General features: G+C 76.4%; 26 protein-coding genes. 14 read left to right on the top strand and 12 right to left on the bottom strand.

Annotated elements, in window-relative coordinates; translation table 11 throughout:
• Positions 1–43: 43 nt before the first annotated feature.
• Positions 44–1,912, top strand: a complete 1,869-nt coding sequence (locus WA616_RS17570; protein ID WP_336031854.1) for an HNH endonuclease signature motif containing protein — start codon at positions 44–46, stop codon at positions 1,910–1,912.
• A 153-nt stretch (positions 1,913–2,065) separates the two neighbouring features.
• Entirely contained in the window at positions 2,066–3,316 is a 1,251-nt protein-coding gene (locus WA616_RS17565) for a hypothetical protein (RefSeq protein WP_336031852.1), read from the top strand.
• Between the two features lie 70 nt (positions 3,317–3,386).
• Here WA616_RS17565 and WA616_RS17560 read toward each other — a convergent pair whose 3' ends face one another.
• Entirely contained in the window at positions 3,387–4,187 is an 801-nt protein-coding gene (locus WA616_RS17560; RefSeq protein ID WP_336031850.1) for a hypothetical protein, read from the bottom strand.
• 183 nt (positions 4,188–4,370) lie between these two features.
• Here WA616_RS17560 and WA616_RS17555 point away from each other — a divergent pair, with 183 nt between their 5' ends.
• Complete coding sequence (locus tag WA616_RS17555) at positions 4,371–4,868, top strand: DUF2505 domain-containing protein (protein WP_336031848.1); 498 nt, start codon at positions 4,371–4,373, stop codon at positions 4,866–4,868.
• Positions 4,869–4,874: 6 nt separating this feature from the next.
• Here the strand turns inward: WA616_RS17555 and WA616_RS17550 are convergent, their stop codons facing one another.
• Positions 4,875–5,072: a hypothetical protein gene (locus tag WA616_RS17550; RefSeq protein ID WP_336031847.1), complete on the bottom strand. Its 198-nt coding sequence runs from the start codon at positions 5,070–5,072 to the stop codon at positions 4,875–4,877.
• An 18-nt stretch (positions 5,073–5,090) separates the two neighbouring features.
• Positions 5,091–8,222, bottom strand: coding sequence for an acetyl-CoA carboxylase family protein (locus WA616_RS17545; RefSeq protein WP_336031846.1), 3,132 nt, complete (start codon positions 8,220–8,222; stop codon positions 5,091–5,093).
• Positions 8,223–8,274: 52 nt separating this feature from the next.
• Here WA616_RS17545 and WA616_RS17540 point away from each other — a divergent pair, with 52 nt between their 5' ends.
• On the top strand, positions 8,275–8,403 hold the full coding sequence (locus WA616_RS17540; protein WP_281248055.1) for a hypothetical protein: 129 nt from the start codon (positions 8,275–8,277) through the stop codon (positions 8,401–8,403).
• A 40-nt stretch (positions 8,404–8,443) separates the two neighbouring features.
• Positions 8,444–9,688 carry a serine/threonine-protein kinase gene (locus WA616_RS17535; protein WP_336031845.1) on the top strand — a complete coding sequence of 415 codons (1,245 nt, stop codon included), beginning with the start codon at positions 8,444–8,446 and terminating at the stop codon, positions 9,686–9,688.
• Position 9,689: 1 nt separating this feature from the next.
• On the opposite strand, the gene WA616_RS17530 is transcribed toward WA616_RS17535, so the two are convergent.
• On the bottom strand, positions 9,690–10,721 hold the full coding sequence (locus WA616_RS17530; RefSeq protein ID WP_073419290.1) for an ion channel: 1,032 nt from the start codon (positions 10,719–10,721) through the stop codon (positions 9,690–9,692).
• A 92-nt stretch (positions 10,722–10,813) separates the two neighbouring features.
• On the opposite strand from WA616_RS17530, the gene WA616_RS17525 reads away from it, so the two are divergent.
• Both WA616_RS17525 and WA616_RS17520 read left to right on the top strand, forming a co-directional pair.
• The gene (locus tag WA616_RS17525; protein WP_336031843.1) at positions 10,814–11,320 is read left to right on the top strand and encodes a mycothiol transferase; all 507 of its coding nucleotides are present in this window, start codon (positions 10,814–10,816) and stop codon (positions 11,318–11,320) included.
• 76 nt (positions 11,321–11,396) lie between these two features.
• On the top strand, positions 11,397–12,578 hold the full coding sequence (locus tag WA616_RS17520) for an acyl-CoA dehydrogenase family protein (protein ID WP_336031842.1): 1,182 nt from the start codon (positions 11,397–11,399) through the stop codon (positions 12,576–12,578).
• A gap of 15 nt (positions 12,579–12,593) precedes the next feature.
• Here the strand turns inward: WA616_RS17520 and WA616_RS17515 are convergent, their stop codons facing one another.
• The gene (locus WA616_RS17515) at positions 12,594–12,863 is read right to left on the bottom strand and encodes a hypothetical protein (RefSeq protein WP_336031840.1); all 270 of its coding nucleotides are present in this window, start codon (positions 12,861–12,863) and stop codon (positions 12,594–12,596) included.
• 88 nt (positions 12,864–12,951) lie between these two features.
• Between WA616_RS17515 and WA616_RS17510 the strand changes: the two genes are divergently transcribed.
• Positions 12,952–13,530: a hemerythrin domain-containing protein gene (locus WA616_RS17510; protein WP_073419286.1), complete on the top strand. Its 579-nt coding sequence runs from the start codon at positions 12,952–12,954 to the stop codon at positions 13,528–13,530.
• Positions 13,531–13,602: 72 nt separating this feature from the next.
• Complete coding sequence (locus WA616_RS17505) at positions 13,603–13,908, top strand: hypothetical protein (RefSeq protein ID WP_073419285.1); 306 nt, start codon at positions 13,603–13,605, stop codon at positions 13,906–13,908.
• Between the two features lie 24 nt (positions 13,909–13,932).
• Here WA616_RS17505 and WA616_RS17500 read toward each other — a convergent pair whose 3' ends face one another.
• Positions 13,933–14,403 carry a MarR family winged helix-turn-helix transcriptional regulator gene (locus tag WA616_RS17500; protein ID WP_336031838.1) on the bottom strand — a complete coding sequence of 157 codons (471 nt, stop codon included), beginning with the start codon at positions 14,401–14,403 and terminating at the stop codon, positions 13,933–13,935.
• A gap of 21 nt (positions 14,404–14,424) precedes the next feature.
• Between WA616_RS17500 and WA616_RS17495 the strand changes: the two genes are divergently transcribed.
• The 4 genes from WA616_RS17495 (at position 14,425) to WA616_RS17480 (ending at position 18,849) form a co-directional block, all read left to right on the top strand.
• A complete protein-coding gene (locus WA616_RS17495) occupies positions 14,425–15,456 on the top strand; it encodes an ABC transporter substrate-binding protein (protein WP_336031837.1) in 1,032 nt (343 codons plus the stop codon).
• A 90-nt stretch (positions 15,457–15,546) separates the two neighbouring features.
• On the top strand, positions 15,547–16,989 hold the full coding sequence (locus WA616_RS17490; protein WP_336031836.1) for an APC family permease: 1,443 nt from the start codon (positions 15,547–15,549) through the stop codon (positions 16,987–16,989).
• A complete protein-coding gene (locus WA616_RS17485; protein ID WP_336031835.1) occupies positions 16,986–18,008 on the top strand; it encodes an acetamidase/formamidase family protein in 1,023 nt (340 codons plus the stop codon). Before WA616_RS17490 ends, WA616_RS17485 begins: the two co-directional genes overlap by 4 nt.
• Before the next feature lie 55 nt (positions 18,009–18,063).
• Complete coding sequence (locus WA616_RS17480; RefSeq protein ID WP_336031834.1) at positions 18,064–18,849, top strand: esterase/lipase family protein; 786 nt, start codon at positions 18,064–18,066, stop codon at positions 18,847–18,849.
• Here the strand turns inward: WA616_RS17480 and WA616_RS17475 are convergent.
• Complete coding sequence (locus tag WA616_RS17475; RefSeq protein WP_336031833.1) at positions 18,816–20,489, bottom strand: bifunctional NAD(P)/FAD-dependent oxidoreductase/class I SAM-dependent methyltransferase; 1,674 nt, start codon at positions 20,487–20,489, stop codon at positions 18,816–18,818. The two genes, WA616_RS17480 and WA616_RS17475, sit on opposite strands and share 34 nt — an antisense overlap.
• A 68-nt stretch (positions 20,490–20,557) precedes the next feature.
• Here WA616_RS17475 and WA616_RS17470 point away from each other — a divergent pair, with 68 nt between their 5' ends.
• Positions 20,558–21,151 (top strand): helix-turn-helix domain-containing protein, encoded by a 594-nt coding sequence (locus tag WA616_RS17470; RefSeq protein ID WP_336031832.1) that lies wholly within the window; start codon positions 20,558–20,560, stop codon positions 21,149–21,151.
• Here WA616_RS17470 and WA616_RS17465 read toward each other — a convergent pair.
• The 5 genes from WA616_RS17465 to WA616_RS17445 are packed head-to-tail and all read right to left on the bottom strand — an operon-like array spanning position 21,148 to position 25,375.
• Entirely contained in the window at positions 21,148–22,119 is a 972-nt protein-coding gene (locus WA616_RS17465) for a zinc-binding alcohol dehydrogenase family protein (RefSeq protein WP_336031829.1), read from the bottom strand. The genes WA616_RS17470 and WA616_RS17465 overlap by 4 nt on opposite strands.
• A 17-nt stretch (positions 22,120–22,136) precedes the next feature.
• Positions 22,137–22,496, bottom strand: coding sequence for a hypothetical protein (locus WA616_RS17460; RefSeq protein ID WP_336031826.1), 360 nt, complete (start codon positions 22,494–22,496; stop codon positions 22,137–22,139).
• A complete protein-coding gene (locus tag WA616_RS17455) occupies positions 22,493–23,371 on the bottom strand; it encodes an extradiol ring-cleavage dioxygenase (RefSeq protein WP_073419275.1) in 879 nt (292 codons plus the stop codon). Before WA616_RS17455 ends, WA616_RS17460 begins: the two co-directional genes overlap by 4 nt.
• Positions 23,364–24,188 carry a citryl-CoA lyase gene (locus WA616_RS17450; protein WP_336031825.1) on the bottom strand — a complete coding sequence of 275 codons (825 nt, stop codon included), beginning with the start codon at positions 24,186–24,188 and terminating at the stop codon, positions 23,364–23,366. Before WA616_RS17450 ends, WA616_RS17455 begins: the two co-directional genes overlap by 8 nt.
• A complete protein-coding gene (locus WA616_RS17445; protein WP_336031823.1) occupies positions 24,185–25,375 on the bottom strand; it encodes a CaiB/BaiF CoA transferase family protein in 1,191 nt (396 codons plus the stop codon). Before WA616_RS17445 ends, WA616_RS17450 begins: the two co-directional genes overlap by 4 nt.
• Positions 25,376–25,399: the final 24 nt, after the last annotated feature.

The following is a 25,399-nucleotide window of genomic DNA, read 5'->3' as shown; positions in this document are numbered from 1 at the left end:
TCTCCGCTGGTCGGAGCCCTGCCGTGTCGGTATGATCGAACGCGTGTTCGATGCGATGGGTCCGGTCGAGGAGGCGCTGCGCGCCGCCCTCGGTCCCCGGCCCGCCGTCCTCGACCTGGTCCGTCCCGAGGCGCGGAGCGGGAGACGGTGGGAGGTCGCGGGGAGGCCACACCACCGCAGGACGCCGGGCGCCGACGAGCTCGACCGGCTGCTCGTCCTGGGGTCGGAGGCGCTGTCGCGGGCGACGGCCGCGGCGCGGCGAAGTGCCCGTGAGGCCGCGGTCCTCGCCGTCTCGCTCGCCGACCTGGCCCGCTGCCGCCCGGCGGGGCGGTTCGACCGGCAGCCCGGCGAGCGGGGCGCGATGTCGGCGGCGAGCCGCGCCGCCCGCCCGGCGGTCCTCACCGGGGTGAGCGAGTGGGCCGTCGACGAGGTGGCGCTCGCCCTGCGGACCTCCGGCCCGGCCGCCGGCGCGATGCTCGAGGAGGCGGTGACGCTCGTCGAGCGGCTGCCCGCCACCCTGGCGCTGCTCGCCCGTGGGGAGATCAGCCCGGCGCACGCGCGGCAGATGGTCACCGTCGTCGGGCCGGTGCGCGACGACGCGCTGCGCACCGACATCGAGGCGCACGTGCTGCGCCTGCTCGGCGGCAAGACGCCACCGCAGCTCGGCGACTGCGCCCGCCGCGTCGTGCTGCGGAAGGACGCCGAGGCGGCCGGGCGGCGGCTGGTCGCCGCGGTGCGCGGCCGTGGGGTGCGCATGCACGACCGGCGCGACGGCTCCGCCACCCTCGTCATCGACCTCCCCCTCCCCACCTGCGCGGCGATCCACCGCGCACTGGAGGCCTACGCCGAGCAGAACCGGGTCGAGGGCGACGAGCGCACGCGGCAGCAGCGCATGGCCGACGCCCTCGCCGACCTGGTGCTGCGGCCCGGCGAGGACGGCCGCCCGCCGGTCACCGTCGCGCTGACCCTCGTCGTCGCGCTGGAGACGATGCTCGGCGGCAGCGAGCCCGGGCTGGTGGAGGGCGCCGTCGTGCCGGCCGAGATGGTGCGCGAGCTGGCGTACGCGCTCGGCCTGCTCCCCCGCCCGGCCGCCGCGGTGGACGACCTGCCGACGGGGGACGACGGGCCGCAGGACGACGAGCCGCAGGACGACGAACCCGGAGCCGACGAACCCGGAGCCGACGCACCGGGAGCCGACGAGCCCCGGGACGACGAGCCGGGAGCCGACCAGCCAGGGGACGACGGCGGGGTGTGCGACCCGGTCGGCGACGAGCCCACGTCCGGGCCGCCGTCCGATCCCACGCCCCGGCCCCCGGCCGGAGTCGGACCGATGGCCGAGGCCGCGGCGCGGCACGCGGACGCGGTGCGGCAGGCCACGGCCGGCGCCCGCCGGGCGGTGCTGCGCGGGACGTGGACCGACGGCGAGCTCCGCGGCCTGCTCGACGTCGGTGCGCTGCTCGACGTCCGCGCCCTCGGCGGCACCGCGCTGGCCGAGCGGCCGCGGGTCGCGGTCACCGACATGCTCCGCGGCAGCCTCGTCGCCCTGACCGATGCCACCGGTCTCCGCCGCGGGGCCGCGCTCGGGCCGCCCGCCGGCACCGACGCCCACGACCCGGGTGCCGCCCTCGACCGCTTCGTCCGGCTCCGCGACAGGCGCTGCCGGTTCCCCGGCTGCCGGGCACGGGCGCGCACCTGCGACCTCGACCACTGCCGCCGCTGGCCCGACGGGCCCACCACCGCCCGGAACCTCTGCTGCCTGTGCGAGCACCATCACCGCCTCAAGCACCAGGCGCCGGGCTGGTGCTTCGACGTCGGTGACGACGGCGCGCTGCTGGTCACGTCCCCCGACGGCGGGACCCGGGCGAGCCCACCACCCCGGTTCGGCACCGACCTCGACCTCCCGCCCTTCTGACGCGTGCACGCGCGGTGATGACCCGCGCGTCCGGGTGTCGCCCGCACGCCTGACGGGTGAACCGACGCCGCCGGCGTGCCCGCTCGCGTAGACGTCCGGTACCGGCCGGGTCACGATGGGTGCGGAGAGTCCTACGGCTCAGGGGGAAGAGCAGTGGACAGGTCGAGACGAGGCATCCGGTCCGCCCGGTTCATCCCGGCGGTCGGCGCGAGCGCCTGCGCGCTCGGGATGGCGGCCGCGCTGGCCGCGGTCTCGGGGCCGCCGGTCGCCGACGCCAGCACCACGGGCATCGAACCCGCGGGAGACACCGCCGCGCGGATGGGCGAGGCCGAGCCCGACGGCGGCCCGCTCGCGCTGCCGAGCATCGGCGTCGTGGCGCCCGGCTTCGAGGACGGCTGGGCGCCGCCGCCTCCCGCGCCGCCCGCGCCGGCGGCAGCACCGACGCCCGCCGACCCGTTCCCGGACCTGGATGCGGAGTCCGAGGCCTACCTCGACGCGCTGCTGCGGCAGTACCTCGACGGCTCCGGCCCTGCTCCGCTCGACGTGCCGGCGGAGAGCCCCCCGGCCGAGCCGCCCGTCGAGGCGCCGCCGCTGGCGCCGCCTGCTGACCCGCCGCCGGTGGAGGCGCCGCCTGCAGACCCGCCGCCGGTGGAGATCCCGCCGTCCGACGTCCCGCCGACCGAGGCCCCGCCCGCCGATGTGCCGCCCGTGGAGGTCCCGCCTGCCGACGTGCCGCCGGTCGAGGAGCCCGCGGTCGAGACACCGCCGACCCCGGCCGACGTCCCGCCGGCGCCCGTGGACCCGGCGCCCGTTGAGCCGACTGAGCCCACCCTGGCCGAGCCGACGCCGACTGAGCCCGCCCCCAGTGAGCCGGCCCCGGTCGAGCCCGAGCCTGTCGAGCCCGAGCCTGTCGAGCCCGAGCCTGTCGAGCCCGAGCCTGTCGAGCCCGAGCCTGTCGAGCCCGAGCCTGTCGAGCCTGCGCCCGTCGAGTCCGCGCCCGTCGAGCCGACCGAGCCCACCCCGGCCGAGCCCACCCCGGCCGAGCCCACCCCGGCCGAGCCGACGCCCGCAGAGCCGACGCCCGCAGAGCCGACGCCCGCAGAGCCGACGCCCGCAGAGCCGACGCCGACCGTGCCGGCCCCCGCGGAGCCTGCGCCCGCAGAGCCCGCTCCGGTCGAGTCCGCACCCGTCGAGCCCGCCCCTGCACCCGCCGAGCCGGCCGTCGAGGACGCCGGCTGCGAGATCTCCCCCGACGCGTCGGTGACCGACCCCGCGGCGCAGCCCGCGGAGCCCGTCCCCACGGAGGTCACCCCGGACGCGGCGGCCGCCGACGCCGCGACCGACGACTCCTGCGCCGCCACCGGACCGGCGACCGGGGAGCCCGCACCCGCTCCGGCGCCCTGACCGCTCACCGGCACGACGGAGGCCCGCCACCCGGACCGGGTGACGGGCCTCCGTCGTGCTGCGGAGCGGGTCAGCGCTCGGCGGCCTTGGCGAACGACGCGACGCACTCGCCCTGGTTGCGGAACTCGGGCAACGTGCTCGTGGCCCACCCGCCGTTCTTGCACTGGTTCTTGGTGCTCAGCCGGACGTGCTCGGCGAACGTGTACCGCGTCCCGGCGAAGTCCATCGACGTGATGGTGTGGTCCCCGTAGACGCCGGAGCCGAGCGAGAAGCCGAACGCCTGGACCACGGCCGCCTTGTCATCGACGCCATCAGCGGTGATGTCATCCTGCGCGTCCACGACGCCGTCGCCGTTGACGTCGGTGTCGCCGTCGAAGACCGCGGTCCACTCGGCGAGGGTGCCGTAGTAGGGGCTGCCGAAGCCACCGCCGGTGTGCGGAGCGAGCCGCTGGAACGGCAGAGTGCTCGAGGCGAGCCACCAGTTGTCCTCGTAACCCGGAGCCGTCGGCTCGCCCACCAGGATGCCGTCCTTCGTGCCGTTGCCATCGAGGTCGACGACGAGCTGGAATCCCGGCGCGATGGTCCCGGCGGTGGTGGTGACGTTGAGCCGCGGCGAACCCACACCGGCCAGCGGCGTGGTCGTGGCGACGTACTCGGCCACCTTGTCCGTGGACTTGTTGCTCTCGGTCCAGACGCGTAGCCCGGTCCCGACCACCTCGTAGTGACCCGTTGCCCGGGTCTGGCTGAGGGAGGTCACGAAGTCCTCGGGCACGTAGACGGTGTCGGTCGCGGCGGCCTGGGCGGCGGGACCGGTGAACAGGATCATCAGGCCGGCGGCGAAGGCCCCGGCGACGGCGGTGCTGCGGCGCACGTGTCGTCTCCTCGAGAGGTGCGCCGGTCCCCGGTGTCCGGCGCGCTGCGCGGCACGCTAGGTGTCGCGAGATGGGAGACCGGGGAGGTCCGCATCGCGTCGAGGGCCGGTCGTCCCACCGTCCCCGCCCGCCCCGCCGGCACCCCGGGGCGCGCGGCCCGGCGGCGCAGATGAGGATGGGGCGTGCCCATCGACGCCACCACCACCTACGCCGCCGACCCCGACCGCGTGCTCGCCGTCCTCACCGACGAGACGTTCCTGCGCGAGGTCGCGCAGGCCCTGGAGGCGCAGGTGCAGGAGGTGTCCAGCGCGAAGGACGGCAGCGACACCCGCACGACGACCCGCCTGTCGGCCCCGACCACGGGCATCCCGCCGGTCTTCGCGCGCTTCGTCGGCAAGACGGTCCCGGTCTCCCAGGTGACCACCTGGACCCCCGACGGCGACGGCGGCTGGCGCGGCAGCCTCGACCTGCGCGCCGAGATCATGGGCCGCGAGGCCCGGGTGACGTGCGACCGGCGGCTGGTCCCGGCGCCGGGCGGCGGCACCCGCGCCACCGTCACCGGCGACGCGAAGGTCGACGCCCCGTTCATCGGCAAGCAGGCCGAGGCCGCCGTCCGGGACCTGGTCAGCCAGGTGGTGCTGCGCCGCGAGCACGAGGTCCTCGAGCGCCGCCTGGCCTGAGTCGGGTCAGGGCGCCTCGGACCCCCAGCGCGCCACGTCCGAACCGGCGTCGTCGGCGAGCACGTACTCGGCGGCGCCGGGCGGGTCCTCCGCCCGGTGCCGCGCCACGGTCTCCACCGCCTCGGACTCCGCGGCCGCCGCGTCGGCGGCGTCCCACTCCTGCAGCACGGAACCGTCGCCGGTGGTCAGGCGGAATCGGGGCATGCCGGGACCGTAGGACCCTCAGGCCAGCCCGGCGAGCGCGCGCAGCAGCACCTCCCGGGTGTCGGCCGGGTCGACGACGTCGTCCACCTCGAACACCGACGCCACGTTGAGCGCCCTCCCCTGCGCGTAGGACTCCGCCACCAGCTCGGCGAACCGTGCCTCCCGCTCGGGCGGGGCCAGCGCCTTCAGCTCCCGCCGCGCGCCGAGCCGCACCGCACCCTCGAGGCTCATCGGCCCGAACTCGCCGGTGGGCCAGGCCAGCGTGAGCAGCGGGGCCCGCAGGTCGCCGCCGAGCATCGCCATCGCGCCCAGCCCGTACGCCTTGCGCAGCACCACGGCCAGCAGCGGCACGGGCAGCTGCGCCCCGGCGACGTACAGCCCGCCGAAGCGGCGCACCGTACCGGTCCGCTCCGACTCCGGCCCGACCATGAACCCCGGGGTGTCCACCAGCGACACCACCGGCAGCCCCGCCGACCCGCACAGCCGCAGGAACGCCGCCGCCTTGTCCGCCGACTCCCCGTCGATCGCCCCGCCGAGGTGCCGCGGGTCGTTGGCCAGCAGGCCCACCGGCCGGCCGCCGAGCCGGGCCAGCGCCGTGACCACGCCCCGCCCGAACGCCGCACGCAGCTCCAGCACGCTGCCGGCGTCGGCCAGCGTCGTCACCACCGGCCGCACGTCGTAGCTGCGCACCCGGTTGGCCGGCAGCGCCGTCCGCAGCGGCCGCTGGTCGGCGGCCTCCCCCGGGCGCCGCCGCCCGGCGAGCAGGCCGAGCGCCTCCCGGGCGGCGGCCACCGCGGCGGCGTCGTCGGGCACCACGACGTCGACGACGCCGGTGGCCGCGTGCACCGCCGTCGGCCCGACGTCCTCCGGCGCGACGACGCCGAGCCCGCCGGCCTCGATCATCGCCGGGCCGCCCATCCCGATGCTGCTGGCCTCGGTCGCGATGACGACGTCGCAGCAGCCCACCAGCGCCGCGTTGCCCGCGAAGCAGAACCCGGAGACGACGGCGACCGTCGGCACCCGCCCGGCGAGCCGCGCCATCGTCGTGAAGGTCGGGACGTCGAGCCACGAGACGCCCGCGCCGTCGGTGTCCCCGGGCCGTCCGCCGCCGCCCTCGGCGACCAGCACCACCGGCAGCCCGCGCTCGGCGGCGAGCTCCAGCAGCCGGTCGGTCTTGCGGTGGTTGACGTGGCCCTGCGTGCCGGCCAGCACCGTGTAGTCGTAGGCGAGCACCGCGCACGCGACGCCGTCGACCTCGCCGAGGCCGGTCACCATCCCGTCGCCCGGCGTGCGGGCGACGAGCTCGTCCAGCGACCGGCGGGCCCGCTGCGCGGCGAGGCCGAGCTGCCCGTACTCGACGAAGGTGCCCTCGTCGACCAGCGCGGCCACCGTCTCCCGCGCGGTCATCCGCCCCGCCCCGTGCCGCCGCGCGACGGCGCCGGGCCGGGCGTCGTCGAGGGTGGCCGCCCGCCGCTCGTGCAGCTCGGCGAGCTCGGGCCGGACGACGTCGGGGTCGCCGTCGTCCGGGCCGTCGACGGCGTCCACGTCGCCGGGCACGACGCCGGCGAGCACCGTCCCGGCGGTCACGGCGTCGCCCACCCGCGCGGCGAGCCCGGTGACCCGGCCGGCGCCCGGCGCGGGCACCACGTGCTCCATCTTCATCGCCTCGAGCACCAGCAGCGGCGCCCCGGCGGCGACGGCGTCCCCGTCCGCGGCGGCCACCTCGACCACGGCTCCCGACAGCGGCGCGGTCACCGGCAGCACGCCGTCGACCGGCCCGGCCGCGACCGCGGGCTCCTCGTCGGGCAGCAGGTCCGCCAGCCGCGCGTCGACCAGGTCGGTGGTCGCCCGACCGGCCGCCACCTCGGGCAGCCCGAGCAGCGCGGCCAGCAGGTCGCGTCCGGTCGGCACCCCGGCGACGTCGAGCTCGGCCAGCGCGCGGCGGCACCCCGCCAGCGCCCGCGGCAGGTCGCGGTCGCGCACCACCACCTTGGCGAGCAGCGAGTCGTAGCGCGGGGACACCTCGTCGCCGGCGACCACCCCGGTGTCCACCCGCACGCCCCGCCCGGTCGGCGGCACGAACCGCCCGAGCACGCCGGCGCCGGGCAGCACCGTCCCGTCGCGCCGCAGGGTCTCGGCGTTGACCCGCACCTGGACGGCGGCGCCGCGGACCGGGGGCGGCGCCGACAGCCCGAGCGCGGCCAGCGAGTCACCCGACGCCAGCCGGATGCCCACCTCCACCAGGTCCAGGCCGGTCACCTCCTCGGTGACCGTGTGCTCCACCTGCAGCCGCGGGTTCACCTCGAGGAAGGCGACCTCGTCCCCGCGCACCAGGAACTCCACGGTGGCCAGCCCGCGCAGGCCGGCCGACCCGCACAGCGCCGCCGCCCACCCGGCGAGGCGGTCCCGCACGGCGCCGTCGATCCCCGGCGCGGGCGCCACCTCCACCAGCTTCTGACGGCGCCGCTGCAGCGAGCAGTCGCGGTCGCCGAGGACCACCACCGCCGCGCCGTCACCGGCCACCTGCACCTCCACGTGCCGGGCGCCGGGGAGCAGCCGCTCCAGGTGGACGGCGCCGTCGCCGGACGCCGCCCGCGCCTCCGACCGGCACCGCTCCAGCGCGGCGGGCAGGCCGGCGGGGTCGGTCACCGGCCGCATCCCGCGCCCGCCGCCGCCGGACACCGCCTTGACCATCACGGGCCCGCCGGCGAGGAACGCGGCCGCCTCCTCCGGCGCGGGGTCCGGGCCGGTCGCGGCCGGCACGGGCAGGCCGAGCCCCGCCGCCCGGGCGCGGGCCGCCGTCTTGTCGCCGAACAGCGCCAGCGTCTCCGCGGACGGCCCGACGAACACCACCCCCGCCCCGGCGCAGGCCCGCGCCAGCGCCGGGCTCTCGGAGAGGAAGCCCCAGCCCGGGTGCAGGGCGTCGGCGCCGCTGCGCACGGCCGCGCCGACCACCGCGGCCACGTCGAGGTACGCGGCCGGCCCGGCACCGGGCAGCCGGACGGCGTCGTCGGCCCGGCGCACGTGCAGGCCGCCGGCGTCGTCCTCCGGCGCGACGGCGACGGTGGACAGGCCGAGGGCCGCGGCGGTCCGCAGCACGCGGACGGCGACCTCCCCGCGGTTGGCGACCAGCAGCCGCGTGACGCTCACGGTCGCGGGAGTCTAGGGAGCGGGCGGCCGCGATCCGGGGCAGGCTGCAGGCATGACGACGCCGCAGCCCGACCCGGAGACCCCGCAGCCGCGCGACATCGCGCTGGAGATGGAGACGCCGGAGGTCGCCGCGGACCTCGAGGCCAAGAGCGACCCGGAAGAGCCCGCGAACCCGGCCTGAGCCGGGACGCGGGCACGACCCCGGGCGTACTGTCCCCCGCATGTCCGCCGAAGCGGGTACCGGACGGCTGGTCGCCGGTCGCTACACCGTCACCGAGGTGATCGGCCGCGGGGGGATGGGCGTCGTCTGGCGCGCCACCGACGAGGTGCTGGGCCGGCCCGTCGCCCTCAAGGAGGTCGTGTTCCCCACGCACCTCAGCGACGACGAGCGCGAGGCGCTGCGCTCGCGCACCCTGCGGGAGGCCCGCACCGCGGCACGGCTGCTGCACCCGAACGTCACGACGCTCTACGACGTCGTGGAGGAGGACGGCCGGCCCTGGCTGGTCATGGAGCACGTCGACGCCCGCAGCCTGCAGGAGGTCGTGCAGCGCTCGGGCCCGCTGCCCTGGCCCACCGTGGCGCGGATCGGCCTCGACGTCCTCGAGGCGCTGGAGGCCGCGCACGCCGCCGGGATCGTGCACCGCGACGTGAAGCCGGCCAACGTGCTCGTCGGCGCCGACTGCGCCGCCCACCTCACCGACTTCGGCATCGCCACGGCCACCGGCAACCCCTCGATCACCACCTCGGGCGCGATCCTCGGGTCGCCCGCCTACATGTCGCCGGAGCGGGCGCGCGGCGAGGAGCCGGGGCCCGCCGTCGACCTGTGGTCGCTGGGCGCCACGCTCTACACCGCCGTCGAGGGGCGGCTGGCCTTCGACCGGCCCGAGCCGATGGCGACGCTGTTCGCCGTCGTCCACGAGGACCCCGAGCCGCCCCGGCTGGCCGGGCCGCTGGGCCCGGTGCTCGAGGGCCTGCTCACCCGCGACGTCGCCGAGCGGTGGGACGTCGCCCGCACCCGGACGGCGCTGCGCCGGGTGGCCGAGGAGGCCGGGCCGCAGCAGGCGTGGTCGCCGCCGGCCGCCGACGGCCCGCCGCGCGGGGACGCGCCCTCGCTCGGCGGCCAGGTGGAGCGCTTCGACGTCGACGACCTGCGGGCGCTCGCCTCGGTCATCGGCACCGTGGCCCGCGACGCCCGCGACCAGGCCCGCCACCTCGCCGACAAGCGCCGCGAGCGCAAGGCGGAGAAGCAGGCCCGCGCGGCCGCCCCGCCTCCCCCGCGACCGGCTCCCCCGAGACCGGCCCCTCCGCCGCCGCCGCCGGTGGCCGCACCCCCGCGGCCGGCCGCGCGGCGCCGCCGGTTCAAGCGCCGCTGGGTCGTCGTCCCGGTGGTGCTCGCCGTCCTCGCGGTGCTCGCGGCGCTCGGCGGGGCCGTCGCGCTGCTGGCGGCGGCGTTCGGCGTCTGGTGACTCAGGCGCGCTGCAGCAGCCGCGCGGGGTCCAGGCGGCTGGCCGCCACGTAGTACAGCGTCGCGCCCTCCGGCAGCGGGGTGTCCCAGGCGGGGCTGACCAGCAGGCCCTCGCCCGTGCGGATGGCCAGCACGGTGGCGCCGTGCTCGCGGCCGAAGGCGGTCTGGACGTCGCCGAAGCTGCGGTGCCGACACCCCGCCGGCACGGGCACCGAGTACGTGTTGCCGTGCCCGCCGGCGGTCATCAGCTCGTTGTAGACCTGGGTCAGCCCCGGGTCGGCCGCCTCCTCCGACAGCAGGAACGGCATGTGCCACTGCACCACCTGCACGCCGGGGTTGACGTAGCGCAGGGTCTCGCGCCGGCTGAGGTCGCGCACCGCGGCGACCATGTGCACGCCCGGGTTGGCGTGGTCGACGGCGACGGCGATCGCCAGCGTCTCGTTGTCGTCGCGGCCGTCGATGACGGCGGTGCGGGCGCGGGCGACGCAGGCGCGCTCCATCACGTCGGCGCGGGTGAGGTCGCCGCGGACGAAGGAGACGGCCGGCTGCTCGGGCATCGGGTTGCCCGGCACGTCGTCGTGGGCGCAGAGCACGACCTGGGTGCCCGGCTCGACGGTCAGCTCGGCGACGATCCGCTCGGTCCGGCCCGCGGTGTAGCCCAGGACGACGACGTGGTCCCGGAGGTCCAGGGCCACCACCCCTCTCAGACGCTTGCCCCGCGCGTTCTGCAGGGCGGTGGCCAGCTCGGTGAACAGCAGCGTCAGCGTGACGATCCCGCCGACGATCACGTACGCCCCGACGGCGTGGCCGGCGAGGGTCTCCGGGAAGAAGTCGCCGTACCCGACGGTGGCGGCGGTGACGACGAAGTACCACCAGTAGTTGCCCGGGGCGACGAGCTCGCTGCCCGCCGGCTCGGCCAGCGCCATCAGCCCCCAGCTGGTGAGGAAGACGGCGAGCGCCACGGCCAGCGGCAGGCGCCAGCCCGGCAGCCGGATGCGGGCGAAGCGCAGCAGCCGGTGCAGGAAGAACGGCAACGGGGCTCCTCGACGGCGCGGCGGACACCGCAACCTACCGTTCCGCCGCGGCGACAGGCGTCCCCCGCGAGCGGGACGGGTAGCGGGGCGCCATGCGCACCCGAGACCTCCTCACGTACGCCTACGCCCAGATCGGCGGGACGCTGCGCGCCGCCGTCGAGGGCCTCACCTCCGAGCAGCTGGCCGCGCGCGTCGCGCCCGACGCCAACCCGATCGGCTGGCTGGCCTGGCACCTGCTGCGCGTGCAGGACGACCACGTCGCCGAGGTCGCCGGCAGCGAGCAGGTCTACACCGCGCAGGGGTTCGCCGCCCGCTTCGGCCGCCCCGCCGACGACACCTCCACCGGCTACGGGATGAGCAGCCTGGAGGTCGAGGCGCTGCGGGTGCCGTCCGCGGACCTGCTGCTCGAGTACGCCGACGCCGTCGCCGCCCGCAGCGCCGAGTACCTCGGCGGGCTGACCGACGAGGACCTCGACCGCGTCGTCGACGAGCGCTGGGACCCGCCGGTGACCCTCGGCGTCCGGCTGGTCAGCGTCCTGTCCGACGACCTGCAGCACGTGGGCCAGGCGGCCTACGTGCGCGGCCTCCTGGGGGCCTGACCAGCACCTGATCGGACCGCGACCCGGGCCGCACGCACGACCGGCGGCATCCCCCGCCCGCGCGTAGCGTCGGTGCGTGGCCGAGACCGAGCGCACCGACTTCTACGCCCTCGACGAGCTGCTGGCGCCCGAGGAGCTCGAGATCCGCGACCGGGTGGCGGACTGGTGCGCCAAGGAGGTCACCCCGCGCATCAACGACTACTGGGAGCGCGCGGAGTTCCCCTTCGAGCTCGTGCCCGGCTTCGCGCAGCTCGGCATCGCCGGCGGCACGGTGCAGGGCTACGGCTCGCCGGGGATGAGCGCGGTCGCCGCCGGGCTGGTCGCCGCCGAGCTCGCCCGCGCCGACGGCAGCATCGGCACCTTCAACGGCGTGCACAGCTTCCTCGCCATGCAGTCGGTCGCGCTGCTGGGGTCGGAGGAGCAGCGCGAGCGGTTCCTGCCGGAGATGGCGCGCATGGAGAAGATCGGCGCGTTCGGGCTGACCGAGCCGCGGCACGGCAGCGACGCCGTCGCCCTGGAGACCACCGCCCGCCGCGACGGCGACGTCTTCGTCCTCGACGGGCAGAAGAAGTGGATCGGCAACGGGTCGATCGCCGACTACGTGCTCATCTGGGCGCGCGACGAGGACGGTCAGGTCGGCGGCTACGTCGTCGAGAAGGGCACGCCCGGCTTCACCGCGACCGTGATGACCGGCAAGACGGCGCTGCGGGCGGTGTGGCAGGCGGAGATCACCCTCGAGGGCGCCCGTGTGCCGGCGGAGAACAAGCTGGAGAACTGCCGGTCGTTCAAGGACGTCTCCACCATCCTCGACCGCACCCGCTACACCGTCGCCTGGCGGGCGCTGGGCGTGGCGATGGCCGCCTACGAGCTGGCGCTGGCGCACTGCCTGGGCCGCGAGCAGTTCGGGCAGCCGATCGCCGGCTACCAGCTGGTGCAGGAGAAGCTCGCCACGATGCTGGCCGAGATCACGAACATGCAGCTGATGTGCTGGCGGCTGTCCAGCCTGGCCGACGCCGGCCGGATGACGGCGGCCATGGCGTCGCTGGCCAAGCGGCACTGCTGCGCGACGGCGCGGCAGATCGTCGCCGACGCCCGCGACCTCTTCGGCGGCGACGGCATCCTGCTGCAGCACCACATCGCGCGGCACCACGCCGACATCGAGGCGATCTACACCTTCGAGGGCACCGACCACGTGCAGGCGCTCATCGTCGGCCGGGAGATCACCGGCCTGTCGGCGATCAGCGGCCGGCGCCGCTGACCGTCTGCCGGCCCGTCACCCGGCGCGGCTGAGCTGCGCGACCTCGAAGGCGAGTCCGGACAGCCGGCGGCACTCGGCGCAGCCGGTGCGGCCGGCCCCGACCCGGCTCCACTGCTGCCCGCCCCAGATCTGGGTGATCGCGCCGCACAGCGCGAGCTCCACCTCGCCGTCCAGCTCGCGGAGCGGACGGAGCGCGGGTACGGCGTGCCACGGGGTCCGCGCTGACCCCTGGCTGCTCTGCGACCACCGGTCCGGGCGCGCGAACCCGACCGCGTAGGACTCCACGTGCCTGCTGTGCCCCGCGCCACAACCGTCCGAAACCCGCCGTCCGAGTGAGCGTGTGCCGCCCTCCCGGCGCGGGAACCGACGGGGGGTGACCGAGACCCAGCGCGACGTGGTGGAACTGCTCAGCGCCGACCACCGCGAGTTCGACCGCATCTTCCGCGAGCTCGAGCAGCTCCTGGGGAGCACCGACCCCGCCGACCTCGAGCGCAAGCGCGCCCTCGTCGACGAGGTGAGCATCGGCCTGGTCAAGCACTCGGTGGCCGAGGAGACGCAGGTCTACCCGCGGGTGGAGGCCGAGGTCGACGCCGAGGAGGCCGAGCGCTCCAAGCACGAGCACGACCAGGCCGAGCACACCATGAAGCAGCTCGAGCGGCTCGACCCCGCCGACCCGCAGTACGACGCCGGCATCCGCTCGCTGATCACCGAGATCCGGGAGCACGTCGAGCACGAGGAGGGCCGCATGTTCACCGAGCTCAAGGCCCGCTTCGACCACGCCGAGCTGGTCCGGATGGCCGAGCAGGTGGAGCGCATCAAGGCCATCTCCCCCACCCGGCCGCACCCGCTGGTGCCCAACGAGGGCGGCATCCGGACGGCGCTGGGCCCGGTGGCGGCGCTCGTCGACCACCTGCGCGACGCGGTGAGCGGGCGAGGCCGGCACGAGGCCTGAGCTCCTCCGGCACCCCGGCCGCGCTCCCGGCGTTACCGTCGGGAGGACGTTCGCGGTGGGAGGAGATCAGCGGTGGAACCAGTCAGCCTGGTGGTCGGTGCGGCGTTGCTGGCCGCCGGGTTCCTGGCGGGCCGGGTCGGTCGGAGACGGCCGCCGGCTCCCCCGGCCAACCCGCAGCCGGTCTGCGGCTGCGGCCACACGCTGAGCCAGCACGACACCGAGACCAACACCTGCTACGCCGAGCTGCGCCGCGACGCCTACGACAAGCGCGGGCGCTGGGCCGGCCACACGTGGGTGCCCTGCACCTGCCGGCAGTACGTCGGCCCGCGCCCGATCGACGAGGTGTTCGTCCCCCGCGTCCTCCCGCCGGCGGAGTGAGCCCCGCCGGTCCGGATCCCGCGGTCAGGACCCCGCGGGCTCCGGCGGGGTCGCCAGGTCGGTGAGCGCGGCGGTCAGCGCGGCCACCCGCCCGGCGCCGAGCTCGGCGGCCAGCGCCGCCTCGTGCGCGGCCACCAGCGCCTCGAGCCGGTCCAGCCGCGTCCGCCCGCGCGCGGACAGGTGCACGCGCACCCGCCGGCCGTCGTCGGGGTCGGGCAGCCGGTAGGCCAGCGCGGCGTCGGTGAGGCCGTCGACCAGCCGGGTGGCGGTGGCCGCCGGCACGGCCAGCGCGGCGCACAGCTCGGTCATCGTCCGGCCGGGGCCCGCGCCGAGCGCCCGCAGCAGGCGGTAGGTCTCGAGCGTGGCGCCGTCCTCGGCGAGCACCGCCCCCACCCCGCGGGCCACCCTCCGGCTGACGACGGCGAGCAGCTCGACCAGCGACGGCGCGGTCGCCGGCGGCACGGGGGACCCCGGGGCCTGCTGCTCGACCGGCATGGACCGCACCATACTCAGGGAGTGCCCGGACCGACCGTCCCGATCGACGCCTGGGAGGCCGCGGTCACCGGCCGCTCCCCCGGTGTCGTGCGCGTCGGCTTGGCCGTCCCGCTCTCCGGCCCGCTGGCGATGACGGCGCCCTCCGCGCTCGACCTCGCGGGCCTCGCCGCCGACGAGCTCAACGACGCCGGCGGGGTGCGCGGGCGCGCCGTCGAGCTAGTCGCCGTCGACGCCGGCCGGCGCCCCGCGGAGGTCGCGGCCGACGTCGCGGCCCTGCACGCGGCCGGCGCCGTCGACGTCTTCGTCGGCTTCTCGACCAGCGACGTCTCCCGGGCCGTCGCCGCGGCGCTGGCCGGCCGGGCCGGGTACGTGTTCACCCCGCCCCACGAGGGCGGCCGGTCGCGGCCCGGCGTGCTGCGCATCGGCTCGTCCCCGCTCGCCCAGCACGCCGCCGCGCTCGCCTGGCTGGTGCGCTCCCGCCGGGCGCGGCGCTGGGTCCTGCTCGGCACCGACTACGTGTGGCCGCAGGCCGTGCACCGCGCCGCCCGCGCCGTGCTCGCCGACCTCGGCGCCGAGGTGGTGGGCGAGCGGCTGGTCCCCTTCGGCCCGACCGACCCGGGCCCGGCACTGGACCTGGTGCGCCGCACCCGGGCCGACGCCGTCCTGCTCAGCCTGGTCGGCCGCGACCTCGTGGCCTTCAACCGCGCCTTCGCCCGCGCCGGGCTCGACCGGCGGGTGGTGCGACTGTCGGGCGCCCTGGAGGAGAACGGCCTCTACGCCGTGGGCGGCGACGGCACCGGCGAGCTCTACGCCTGCATGCCGTCGTTCGCCGCGGCCGACGGCACCGGCGACGAGGGCCAGCTCGACCTGCAGGAGCGGCTGGCCGCGCGCGCCGGCCCGTCGGCGCCGGTGGTCTGCGCCTACGCCCGCGGCGTGCACGACGGCGTCCGCACCGCGGCCGCACTGCTCGCGGGCGGGGGCGCGGCGCCCGCCCGGCCGGCCCCGTCACGGCTGGCGCGCGCCGACGGGCTGGTCTTCCGCGAGGTCGGCTAGACACCGCCGAGACACCGGTGCTTCCAGTTGGAAACAACTGGGGTCTACCCTCCCCCGCGTCCGGCCCCGAGCCGGCCGAGAGGAGGAGCCGTGAGCGACCCCCGCACCACCCACTCACCCGACCTGTCCGGGACCGGCGCCGGAGCGGTGCCCGCCGCCGGCGCGGCCGGCGTCGAGGAGTTCGGCTACCGCCAGGAGCTCAAGCGCTCCCTGACCTTCACCGACCTGCTGGTCTACGGCCTGGTCTTCATGGTCCCGATCGCGCCGTTCGGCATCTTCGGCGGCGTCTTCCAGGCGTCGGGCGGCATGGTCGCCCTCGCCTACGCGATCGGTGCCCTGGCCATGGCCTTCACCGCGGCGTCGTACTCGCAGATGTCGCGGGCGTTCCCGATGGCCGGGTCGGTGTACACCTACGCCGGCCGCGGCATCGCCCAGCCGGTCGGCTTCATCGCCGGCTGGATGATCCTGCTCGACTACGTGCTCGTCCCGGCGCTGCTCTACCTCATCGCCGCGATCGCGATGAACTCGATCATCACCTCGGTGCCGGTGCTGGTCTGGCTGATCGGCTTCGTCGTGCTCAACACCGTCGTCAACTACTTCGGCATCGAGTTCACGGCGCGGGTCAACAAGATCATGCTGGTCGGCGAGCTGATCGTGCTGGCGATCTTCCTGGTGATCGGCGTCGTCGCGCTGGCCTCCGGTGAGGGCCGCGGCTTCGACCTCTCCCCGATCTACGACGCCGACACGTTCTCCCTCGAGCTGGTCTTCGGCGCCGTGTCGGTCGCGGTGCTGAGCTTCCTCGGCTTCGACGGCATCTCCACGCTCGCCGAGGAGAACCGCGACTCCGCCCGCTCGATCGGCAAGGCGATGATCGCCGCGCTGGCGCTGGCCGGGACGCTGTTCATCGTCCAGACCTGGGTCGCCGCCCTGCTCGTGCCCGACCCGGACACCCTCATCGCCGAGGGCGACGCCGCCGGCACCGCCTTCTACGACGCGGCCGAGGTCGCGGGCGGCGCGTGGCTGGGCACCCTGACGGCGGTGGCGACGGCGGTCGCGTGGGGCTTCGCCAACTCGCTGGTCGCCCAGGCCGCCACCTCACGGCTGCTGTTCGCCATGGCGCGCGACCGGCAGCTGCCGGCGTTCCTCAAGCAGGTGCACCCGACCCGCCGGGTGCCGGTGAACGCCACGCTGCTCGTCGCGGCCGTCTCGCTCGTCCTCGGCTGGTACATGACGACGCGCGAGGACGGCATCACGCTGCTGTCGACGCTGGTGAACTTCGGCGCGCTGTCGGCGTTCCTGCTGCTGCACGTGTCCGTCGTCGTCCACTACGTGCTGCGGCAGGGGAGCCGGAACTGGTGGCTGCACCTGGTGGTCCCGGTCCTCGGGTTCGCCATCCTGGTGTACGTCGTCGTCAACGCCCAGGTGACGGCGCAGCGGCTGGGCTTCGTCTGGCTGCTCGTCGGCCTGGGGCTCATGGCCTTCCTGCTCCTCACCGGCCGGAAGCCCGAGATCCGTGCGGAGGAGAAGCTGTGACGCAGTCCCTCGAGGTCGTCTCGCTGGAGCCGACCCCCGACCAGTGGCGCTGGTCCTTCGGCGGCGGCGAGCCGCTGCTGACCGTCGCCCCCGGCACGGTGGTCGAGCTGACCACCGAGGACTGCTACGCCGGCAAGGTGCGCGGCGTCGACGACCTGCCGAGCGTGGTCTGCCAGTTCCCCTACCTCAACCCGGTGAGCGGCCCGATCGCCGTCGAGGGCGCCGAGCCCGGCGACACCCTGGCCGTGCACCTGGTCGACATCGCGCCGGCCCGGGACTGGGCGGTGTCGAGCACGTTCCCGCACTTCGGCGCGCTGACCACCACCCACTCGACGGCGATGCTGCACGAGCCGCTCGAGGAGCTGGTCTGGCTCTACGAGATCGACCGGGAGCGCGGCACCTGCCTGTTCCGGCCGCGCCGCGGCGGGCCGGAGGTGGAGCTCCCGCTCGACCCGATGCACGGCACGATCGGCGTCGCACCGGCCTCGGGGGAGGTCTTCGCCAGCATCACGCCGGGTGCGCACGGCGGGAACATGGACACCCCCGAGATGCGGGCCGGCACGACCGCCTACTTCGGCGTCAACGTGCCCGGCGGGCAGCTGTCCATCGGCGACGGGCACTGCCGGCAGGGCGAGGGCGAGGTCTGCGGGACGGCGGTCGAGTCGGCCATGCGCACCGTCGTCGTCGTGGACCTGGTCAAGGGCGGCGGGCCCGCCTGGCCGCGGCTGGAGACCGACGAGTTCCTCATGTCCACCGGGTCGGTGCGCCCGCTGGAGGACGCCTACCGGGTGAGCCAGCACGACCTGGTCACCTGGGCCGCCGAGCTCACCGGCTGGGACCGGCTCGACGCCCTCCAACTGATCAGCCAGGCGGGGCTCGCGCCGGCGGGCAACGTCGTCGACACCAACTACACGATGGTGGCGAAGCTGGCCAAGCGGTACCTGCCGGGCGCGACGGCGGCCGACGGCGTGCACGAGCGGCTGCGGGCCACCGCCGCGGCCTACCTGGCCCAGCGCTGACCCCGGTCCGGGCGCCCGGGGTGCACCCGGGCGCCCGGCCGGGTAGCGGAGGTCCGTGACCGACCAGGACCGGCGCCGCACGCTGCTCGCCGCCACCGAGCCGGTGCGGGCCGCCGCCAGCGCCGGCGCGCTGGCGCTCGCCTACCCGCTGCTGCGCGGCGCCCCCAGGGGCGAGCCGCACGGCGTGCTCGTGCTGCCGGGCCTGCTGGCCTCCGACGTCTCCACCGTCACCCTGCGCCGCTGGCTGAGCGGCCTCGGGTACCCGGTCGTCGGCTGGGAGCTCGGCCGCAACCGCGGCCCGACGAAGGAGATCACCGACGAGCTGCCCCGCCTGGTGGAGCGGCTGGCGGAGCGGCACGCCGGGCCGGTGAGCGTCGTCGGGCAGAGCCTCGGCGGCATCTACGCCCGGCGGCTCGCGCTGCGGGTGCCGCGCCTGGTCCGCCAGGTCATCAGCCTGGGCTCCCCCTTCGGGCTGGCCGGCGGCGGCGGCGGCGGCGCCGGTGACGACAGCCCCGGCGCCCGCGCCTACGCCCGCTACCGCCACCTGCACGCCGTCCCCCGCGGCCGCGGCGGGCTCGGCGGCGCGCTGCCGGTCCCGAGCACCGCCGTCTACTCGCGGTGGGACGGCGTCGTCGACTGGCGCGCCTGCCGCCAGCAGGCCGGGCCGCGGGCGGAGAACGTCGGCGTCCACGCCAGCCACCTCGGGATGGGGCACGACCCCGCGGTGCTGTGGCTGGTCGCCGACCGGCTGGCCCAGACCCGGGAGGGCTGGGAGCCGTTCCGCCCGCCGGCCCGGCTGCGGTTCCTCTACCCGCGCGAGGACGGCGACACGGCCGGCTGACGCCGCCGCGCCCGCAGCACGGCGTCGGCCACGTGCGCGTGGCCGCCGTGGCCCTGGCCGCCCTCGCCGTGCCCGCCCTGCGCGTGCTCGCCCTGCCCGTGCTGACCGTGCCCGGCCCGGTGCTCGTGGGCCCGCGCCGCCCGGGGCCGGGTCTCGGCCACCTCGACCTCCCACTCCTCGCCGTCGAGGACCGCCGCGAGCTGCTCGCCGGTGGCGTACCACTCGGGCAGGCCGGGCCGCTGCACGCCGTGCGAGACGTCGCTGCCGTCGTGCATGGTCACCAGCAGCGTGCCGCCCGGCGCCACCGCGGAGGCGAGCCGGCGCAGCACGTCGTCGCGGGTGGCGGGCAGGAAGTGCAGGAACGACGCCGTCACCAGGTCCCACCGCTCCTCGCCCGGCTCCCAGGTGGAGATGTCGGTCTTGCGGGTGTCGAGCGGCACCCCGGCCGCCGCGGCCGCCGCGGCGGCCCGGTCGAGCGCCACGCGGGAGAGGTCGAGCGCGGTGACCGCCCAGCCGCGGCGGGCCAGCCACACGGCGTCGCCGCCCTCGCCGGCCCCGGCGTCGAGCGCGCGGCCCGGCGGCAGGTCGGCGGCCTCGGTGGCCAGCACGTCGTTGACCCGCCCGCTCCACGCGCGGTCGGTGGACCGGTAGCGGTCCTCCCACCACTGCTCGCCGAACTCCGGGTCGGTCTGCGCGCGCAGCACCTCGACGGCGAAGCGGGTGTCCTCGGCGACCAGGTCGGCGTTGATCTGCCCCGCAGCCCAGAGGCCCTGGGCGGCCGAGGAGATGACCTGCGCGCCCAGGTCGGCGACGTTGCCGGCCGCCCAGACGCCGGGCACCGACGTCGCGCCGCGGGCGTCGACGGGCACGTGCGAGCCCATGACCACCTCGCCCATCGCGAAGGGCGCCGCCTCGATGCCGAGCCCGGCCAGCACGGCCGAGCGGGCGGTGAACCGCGGCGCGACGACGACGGCCGCGCGCGGCACGACCTCGCCGGAGGTCAGCCGGACGCCGGTGAGCCGGCCGCCGTCGGTCTCCAGGCCCGCGACCTCCCCGGGGACGACCCGCACGCCGCGCGCGGCCAGCGCCTCCGCGGCCTCGGCGGGCAGCTCTCCCACGGTGTGCTGGAAGAGCACGACATCGGCGCTCCACTGCCGCCACAGCTGCGCCTGGTGGAGCGACAGCGGGCCGGTGGCGACGACGCCGATGGCCTGGTCGCGCACCTCCCAGCCGTGGCAGTAGGGGCAGTGCAGCACGTCGGTGCCCCAGAGCTCCCGCACGCCCGGGATGTCGGGGAGCTCGTCGGTCAGGCCGGTGGTGACCAGCAGCCGCCGCGCCCGCAGCGTCCGCCCGCCGGCCGTGCGCACCGTGAACGCGCCGACCTCCCCGCCGGCCTCGGTGACCGTGTCGGGCACCAGCACCCCACCGTAGCCGGCGACCTCCGCGCGCCCCGCGGCGAGCAGGTCGGCGGGCGGCGTGCCGTCGCGGCCCAGGTAGTTGTGCATCGCGTGCGCCGGCGCGTTGCGCGGCGTCCCCTCGTCGACCACCGCCACGGAGCGGCGCGCCCGTCCCAGGGCGAGGGCACCGGACAGGCCGGCCGCTCCCCCGCCGATGACCACCACGTCGTACGTCTCGTCCATGCCCGAGACGGTGCACCCGCTCGTGCCGTCTCGACAAATCCCGTTGCCATAGTGGCAAAGTGGGCGGCGTGACCGACCTCGACCCCGGCCTCGACGCCGTCCTCGACGCCGTGGGCCCGCGGCTGCGCGAGCTGCGGCGGCGGCGCGGCGCCACGCTGCAGCAGCTCGCCGACGACACCGGCATCTCGGTGTCCACGCTCTCGCGGCTGGAGTCGGGGCAGCGCCGGCCCACCCTGGAGCTGCTGCTGCCCCTGGCCCGCGCCCACCAGGTGCCGCTCGACGAGCTCGTCGACGCCCCCGAGACCGGCGACCCCCGCGTGCGCCTGCGCCCGCTCACCCGGCACGGCGCCACGTTCCTGCCGCTCACCCGGCGCCCCGGCGGGTTGCAGGCCTACAAGATGGTGCTGCCGCCGCGGTGGGGCGGGGAGCCCGGCGAGCTGCGCTCGCACGAGGGCTGGGAGTGGGTCTACGTGCTCTCGGGCCGGCTGCGGCTGCTGCTCGGCGACGCCGACGTCACCCTGACCCCCGGCGAGGTGGCCGAGTTCGACACCCGCACCCCGCACTGGCTGGGCAACCCCGACGACCGGGCCGCCGAGGTGCTCGCCCTGTTCGGCCCGCAGGGCGAGCGCATCCACGTCCGCGCCGCCCCCGCCGGGCGCTAGGGCGTCACGACCAGGCGGGTCCCCGCGTCGCCGGCGGCCTGGCGCTCCCACGCCCGGGTCACCTCGGCCAGCGGCACCGTCTCGTGCGCGACGGCGACCCGCCCGGCCGCGGCGGCGGCGAGGACGGCGTCGAGTGCGGCGCGGCGCTGCGCCGGGGTGAGCGCGTTGTTCGTGTAGCCGAGCACCTCCGCCGACCGGCCGCGCAGCACCGCGGAGGAGAACACCGCCTCGTCGCCGGACGCGCCGCCGAGGTTGACCAGCCGCCCACCGGGCGCGAGCACCCGCGCGGCGGCCGTCGCGGCGACGCCGAAGACCGGGTCGACGACGACGTCCGCCCCGCCGCCGAGCGCGTCCCCGAGCGCCGCGGCCAGCGCGCCGGCGTCGCCCCCGGCGGGCACGACGGCGTCCGCCCCGGTCGCGCGGGCCCGCTCCTGCCCGGCCGCCGACCGCGCCAGCGCCACCACCCGGGAGGCGCCGAGCACCCGCGCCGCGCCGACCGCCGCCTGCCCGACCGCGCCGCCCGCGCCGAGGACGAGCACCCGCTCGCCCGCCTGCAGCCGGCCGCGCCAGGTCAGCGCCATCCAGGCGGCCACGCCGGACAGGCCGATCGCGGCGACGGCGGCGTCGGGCAGGTCGGCGGTCAGCGGCACGAGGTCGGCGTCGGCCACCGAGCACCGCTCGGCGAGGCCGCCGTCGCCGGGGGCCATGCCGGCCGACGTCGCGAACCACACCCGGGTGCCGGCCGGCAGCCGGCCACCCTCCTCGACGACCCCCACCCCCTGCACGCCCGGCACGTACGGCACGGCCGGGGCGCCGAGGTAGGAGGTGCCCGACGCGCAGAGCAGGTCCAGCGGCACGATCGGCGCCGCGGTGACCCGGACCAGGCTGCGGCCGGGCGCCGGGGCCGGGTCGGGGTGCTCGGCGTGCCCGGGCGGCGTCCCGGGCGCGCGGACGACGGCGGCGCGCACGTCAGGTCGCCCGCACGTCAGGTGGCGATGTCGGGATAGGGCAGCGTGATGTGCTCCATCGCCTTCCCGTAGGCCTTCTGGTACTCCAGCGGCCCGTGGTCGCGCTCGAACATCGCGATGAAGAGCGTGAGCGTGAGGAACGGGTGGGCGCCCATCTGGAACAGCGTCACGTGGTCGTGCTCGCGCAGCGCCCGCCGCTCGTCCTCGGTGAACTCCAGCCAGGTGGAGCGCTCGTCGGAGGTGCAGTTGAGGATGCGGTTGGCCATCTCGGCCTCCCACCACTCGACCGTGCCGGCCGGGTCCTCGCGGTAGCGCTCGACCAGCTCGGGGTCGCGGTCGACGGTGTAGAGGAACTTGTCCAGCAGGTACCGGCTCATGCCGAGGCCGCCTCTCCGGGGACGCCGTTCGGGTACCAGGTGAAGTACGCCTCCATGGTGTGGAACAGGTCGAGGGTGTCCACGTGGTCGGCCTTCCGGCCCTCCCCGGCCACGCCCATCATCAGCATGAAGTCCATGAAGCCGTGGGTGGCGTTGCCCGGCTGGTGCAGGGAGTCCAGCGACACCTCGGCCAGGCAGCCCTCGATGTCGCCGGAGGCGATCCACTCGACGGCCTTGCGGTCGAACTCCGGGTCGGGCCCGTGCTCGCCGAACTGGCGCGGGCCGCCGAGCTCCAGGCTCAGGTGGCCGGTGCCGATGACCGCGACCCGCTTGTCGGACTCCCAGGACTCGACCATCTCCCGGATCGCCCGGCCCAGCTGCACGAACCGCCTCGGCTGCGGCAGGGGCGGGGCGAAGATGTTCGTGTAGACCGGCACGATCGGCAGGTCGGCCTGCGGGCGCAGCGTGATGATCGGGCACGTGATGCTGTGGTCGATCCGCAGCTCGTTGGAGAACGCGAGGTCGAAGTCGCGGTCGAGGCCGTCGCGCAGCAGGTGCGCGGCCAGGTCCTCCTCGCCGCGCAGCGTCATCCGCGGCAGGCCGAACTCGCGCTCCTCGTTGTAGAAGTTGGCGTCGAAGAACGGCGCCTTGCCCACGAGGAACTGCGGCATGTTGTCCAGCCACAGCTGGTGGAAGTGGTCGCTGCCGACCATCACCAGCACGTCGGGCTCGGCCCGGGTGAGGGTCTCCCGGAACCGCTCGATCTTGGCCACCCACTCGTCGGCGAACGGCGGCCGGTCGGCACCGGTCGAGGTGCTCGCCCGGTAGTAGAAGGGGTGGTGGGTCGATGCGATGACCGCGGCCAGCTCAGCCACGACTGCCTCCCAGGGTCTCGGGCTCGTACGGGTCCGGGGCGACGGAGCGGTTGTGCAGGTCGACCGACAGGAAGACCTCGTTGGCGACCGGGTGCCGGATCTCCTCGGCGAGCTGGCCGATGAGCCCGGCGGTGCGGGCGAGCAGCGCGAAGCCGCGCAGCAGCTCCAGCGGCAGGCCGAGGTCGGCCAGCGCCGCCCCGCAGACGCCGGCGCCGTTGAGCGGCAGCGTCCGCCCGAGCACCTGCGGGTGCGCCCGGCCGATCGCGGCGAACAGGGACAGGTGCGGGCCGACCAGGCCCTCCTCGGCGGCGATCTCGAACAGCCGCGGGGTGCGCGGGTCGCCGTCCTTGTGCACGTGGTGCCCGAGGCCCGGGACGAACCGGCCGGCGGCCCGCTGCGCGGTGACGGTCTCCAGCGCGAGGGCGTCCCAGCCGGCGTCGTCGGTCGGCAGCTCCCCGGTGGCGGCCAGGACCCCGTGCAGGAAGCGGCCGCAGTCCTCCGTGACGCCGAGGAACCGCGAGCCGCCGCCGAGCAGGCCTGCGGCCAGCGCGCCCTGCACCGAGTCCGGCGCGGACAGCCAGGTCAGCCGGGTGACGATCGCCGTCGGGGTGAAACCGTGGTCGGCGAGCGCGGCGAGCACCGCCTCGAACACCCGCGTCTCCCCCGCGGTGGGCCGGCGCTGGGTGGCCAGCCAGAAGGCGAGCTCGCCGAAGCCGACGTTGCCCATGACGTCGCGGGCGAGGTCGGTGCCGAGCAGGGTGATCGACTCCCGGCTCGAGGCGCCCAGCGCCGTCGGGTAGCCCTCCTCCGCGCTCACGGCGTCTCCTCCCCCTCGGCCAGCCAGCGGCGGATCTCCGCGCCGTGCTCGTCGAGCCCCGGCGGCGGCAGCCGGTACTCGGCGGCGGTGGCGGAGAAGCGGATCGGGTTGCGGATGGACGGCACGGCCGCCGCGCCCTCGCCCGCGACGACGACCGGGTCGAGGCCGACCTCCTCGGCGAAGGCGACGCCCTGGTCGATCGTGTTGATCGGCCCGCACGGCACGCCCGCGGCGATGATGTCGCGGAACCACTCCATCTTGGTGCGGGTGCAGAGCCGCTCGACCAGCAGCGGCCGCAGCTCCTCGCGGTTGGCCGTGCGGTCCTCGTTGTGCAGGAAGCGCGGGTCCTCGGGCAGCTCCGGGAGGCCGAGCACCTCGCACAGCCTGCGGAACTGGCCGTCGTTGCCGGCGGTCACGATGAGGTCGCCGTCGGCGCAGGGCAGCGGCTCGTAGGGGAACAGGCTCGGGTGGCTGTTGCCCATCCGGAACGGGACGACGTCGCCGGCCACGAACGCCGACGACTGGTTGACCAGCCCCGACAGGGCGCTCGCGAGCAGGTTGACCTCGACGTGCTGGCCCCGCCCGGTGGCGTGCCGGGCGTTGAGCGCCGACAGCACGCCGATGGTGGCGTGCAGCCCGGCCATCACGTCGAAGACGGCGACGCCGGCGCGGTACGGGTCGCCGTCCGGGTCGCCGGTGAGGCTTATCAGGCCCGAGATCGCCTGGACGATGAGGTCGTAGCCGGGCAGCGAGCGCCCGCCGGGGCCGCTGCCGAAGCCGCTGATCGAGGCGTAGACGACGGCGGGGTTGGTCGCGGCGACCGAGTCGTAGTCCAGGCCGAAGCGGGCCAGGCCGCCGGGCTTGAAGTTCTCCACCACGACGTCGGCGCGGCGGGCGAGCTCGCGCGCGGCGGCGAGGTCGGCGTCGTCCTTCAGGTCCAGGGCCACCGACCGCTTGTTGCGGTTGACGCCCAGGTAGTAGGTGGACACGCCGTCCCGGACGGGGGGCGCCCAGGTGCGGGTGTCGTCACCGCCGGGCCCCTCGACCTTGACCACCTCGGCGCCGAGGTCGGCCATCAACATCGTGGCGTAGGGGCCGGCGAGGATGCGGGAGAAGTCGGCCACCAGCAGCCCGGCGAGCGGGCCCGAGGGTGGCGGTGCGCCGGTTCCGGCCGGTCCTGCCGTCATCGTCGCTCCGCGCTCCTCGTGCTC

The organism is Geodermatophilus sp. FMUSA9-8 (genome assembly GCF_037034165.1).
In the GTDB taxonomy this organism is placed as follows: Bacteria; Actinomycetota; Actinomycetes; order Mycobacteriales; family Geodermatophilaceae; genus Geodermatophilus; species Geodermatophilus nigrescens.
The sequence above is the reverse complement of the archived record's forward strand: the minus strand, read 5'-3'. Positions and strand labels throughout refer to the sequence as shown.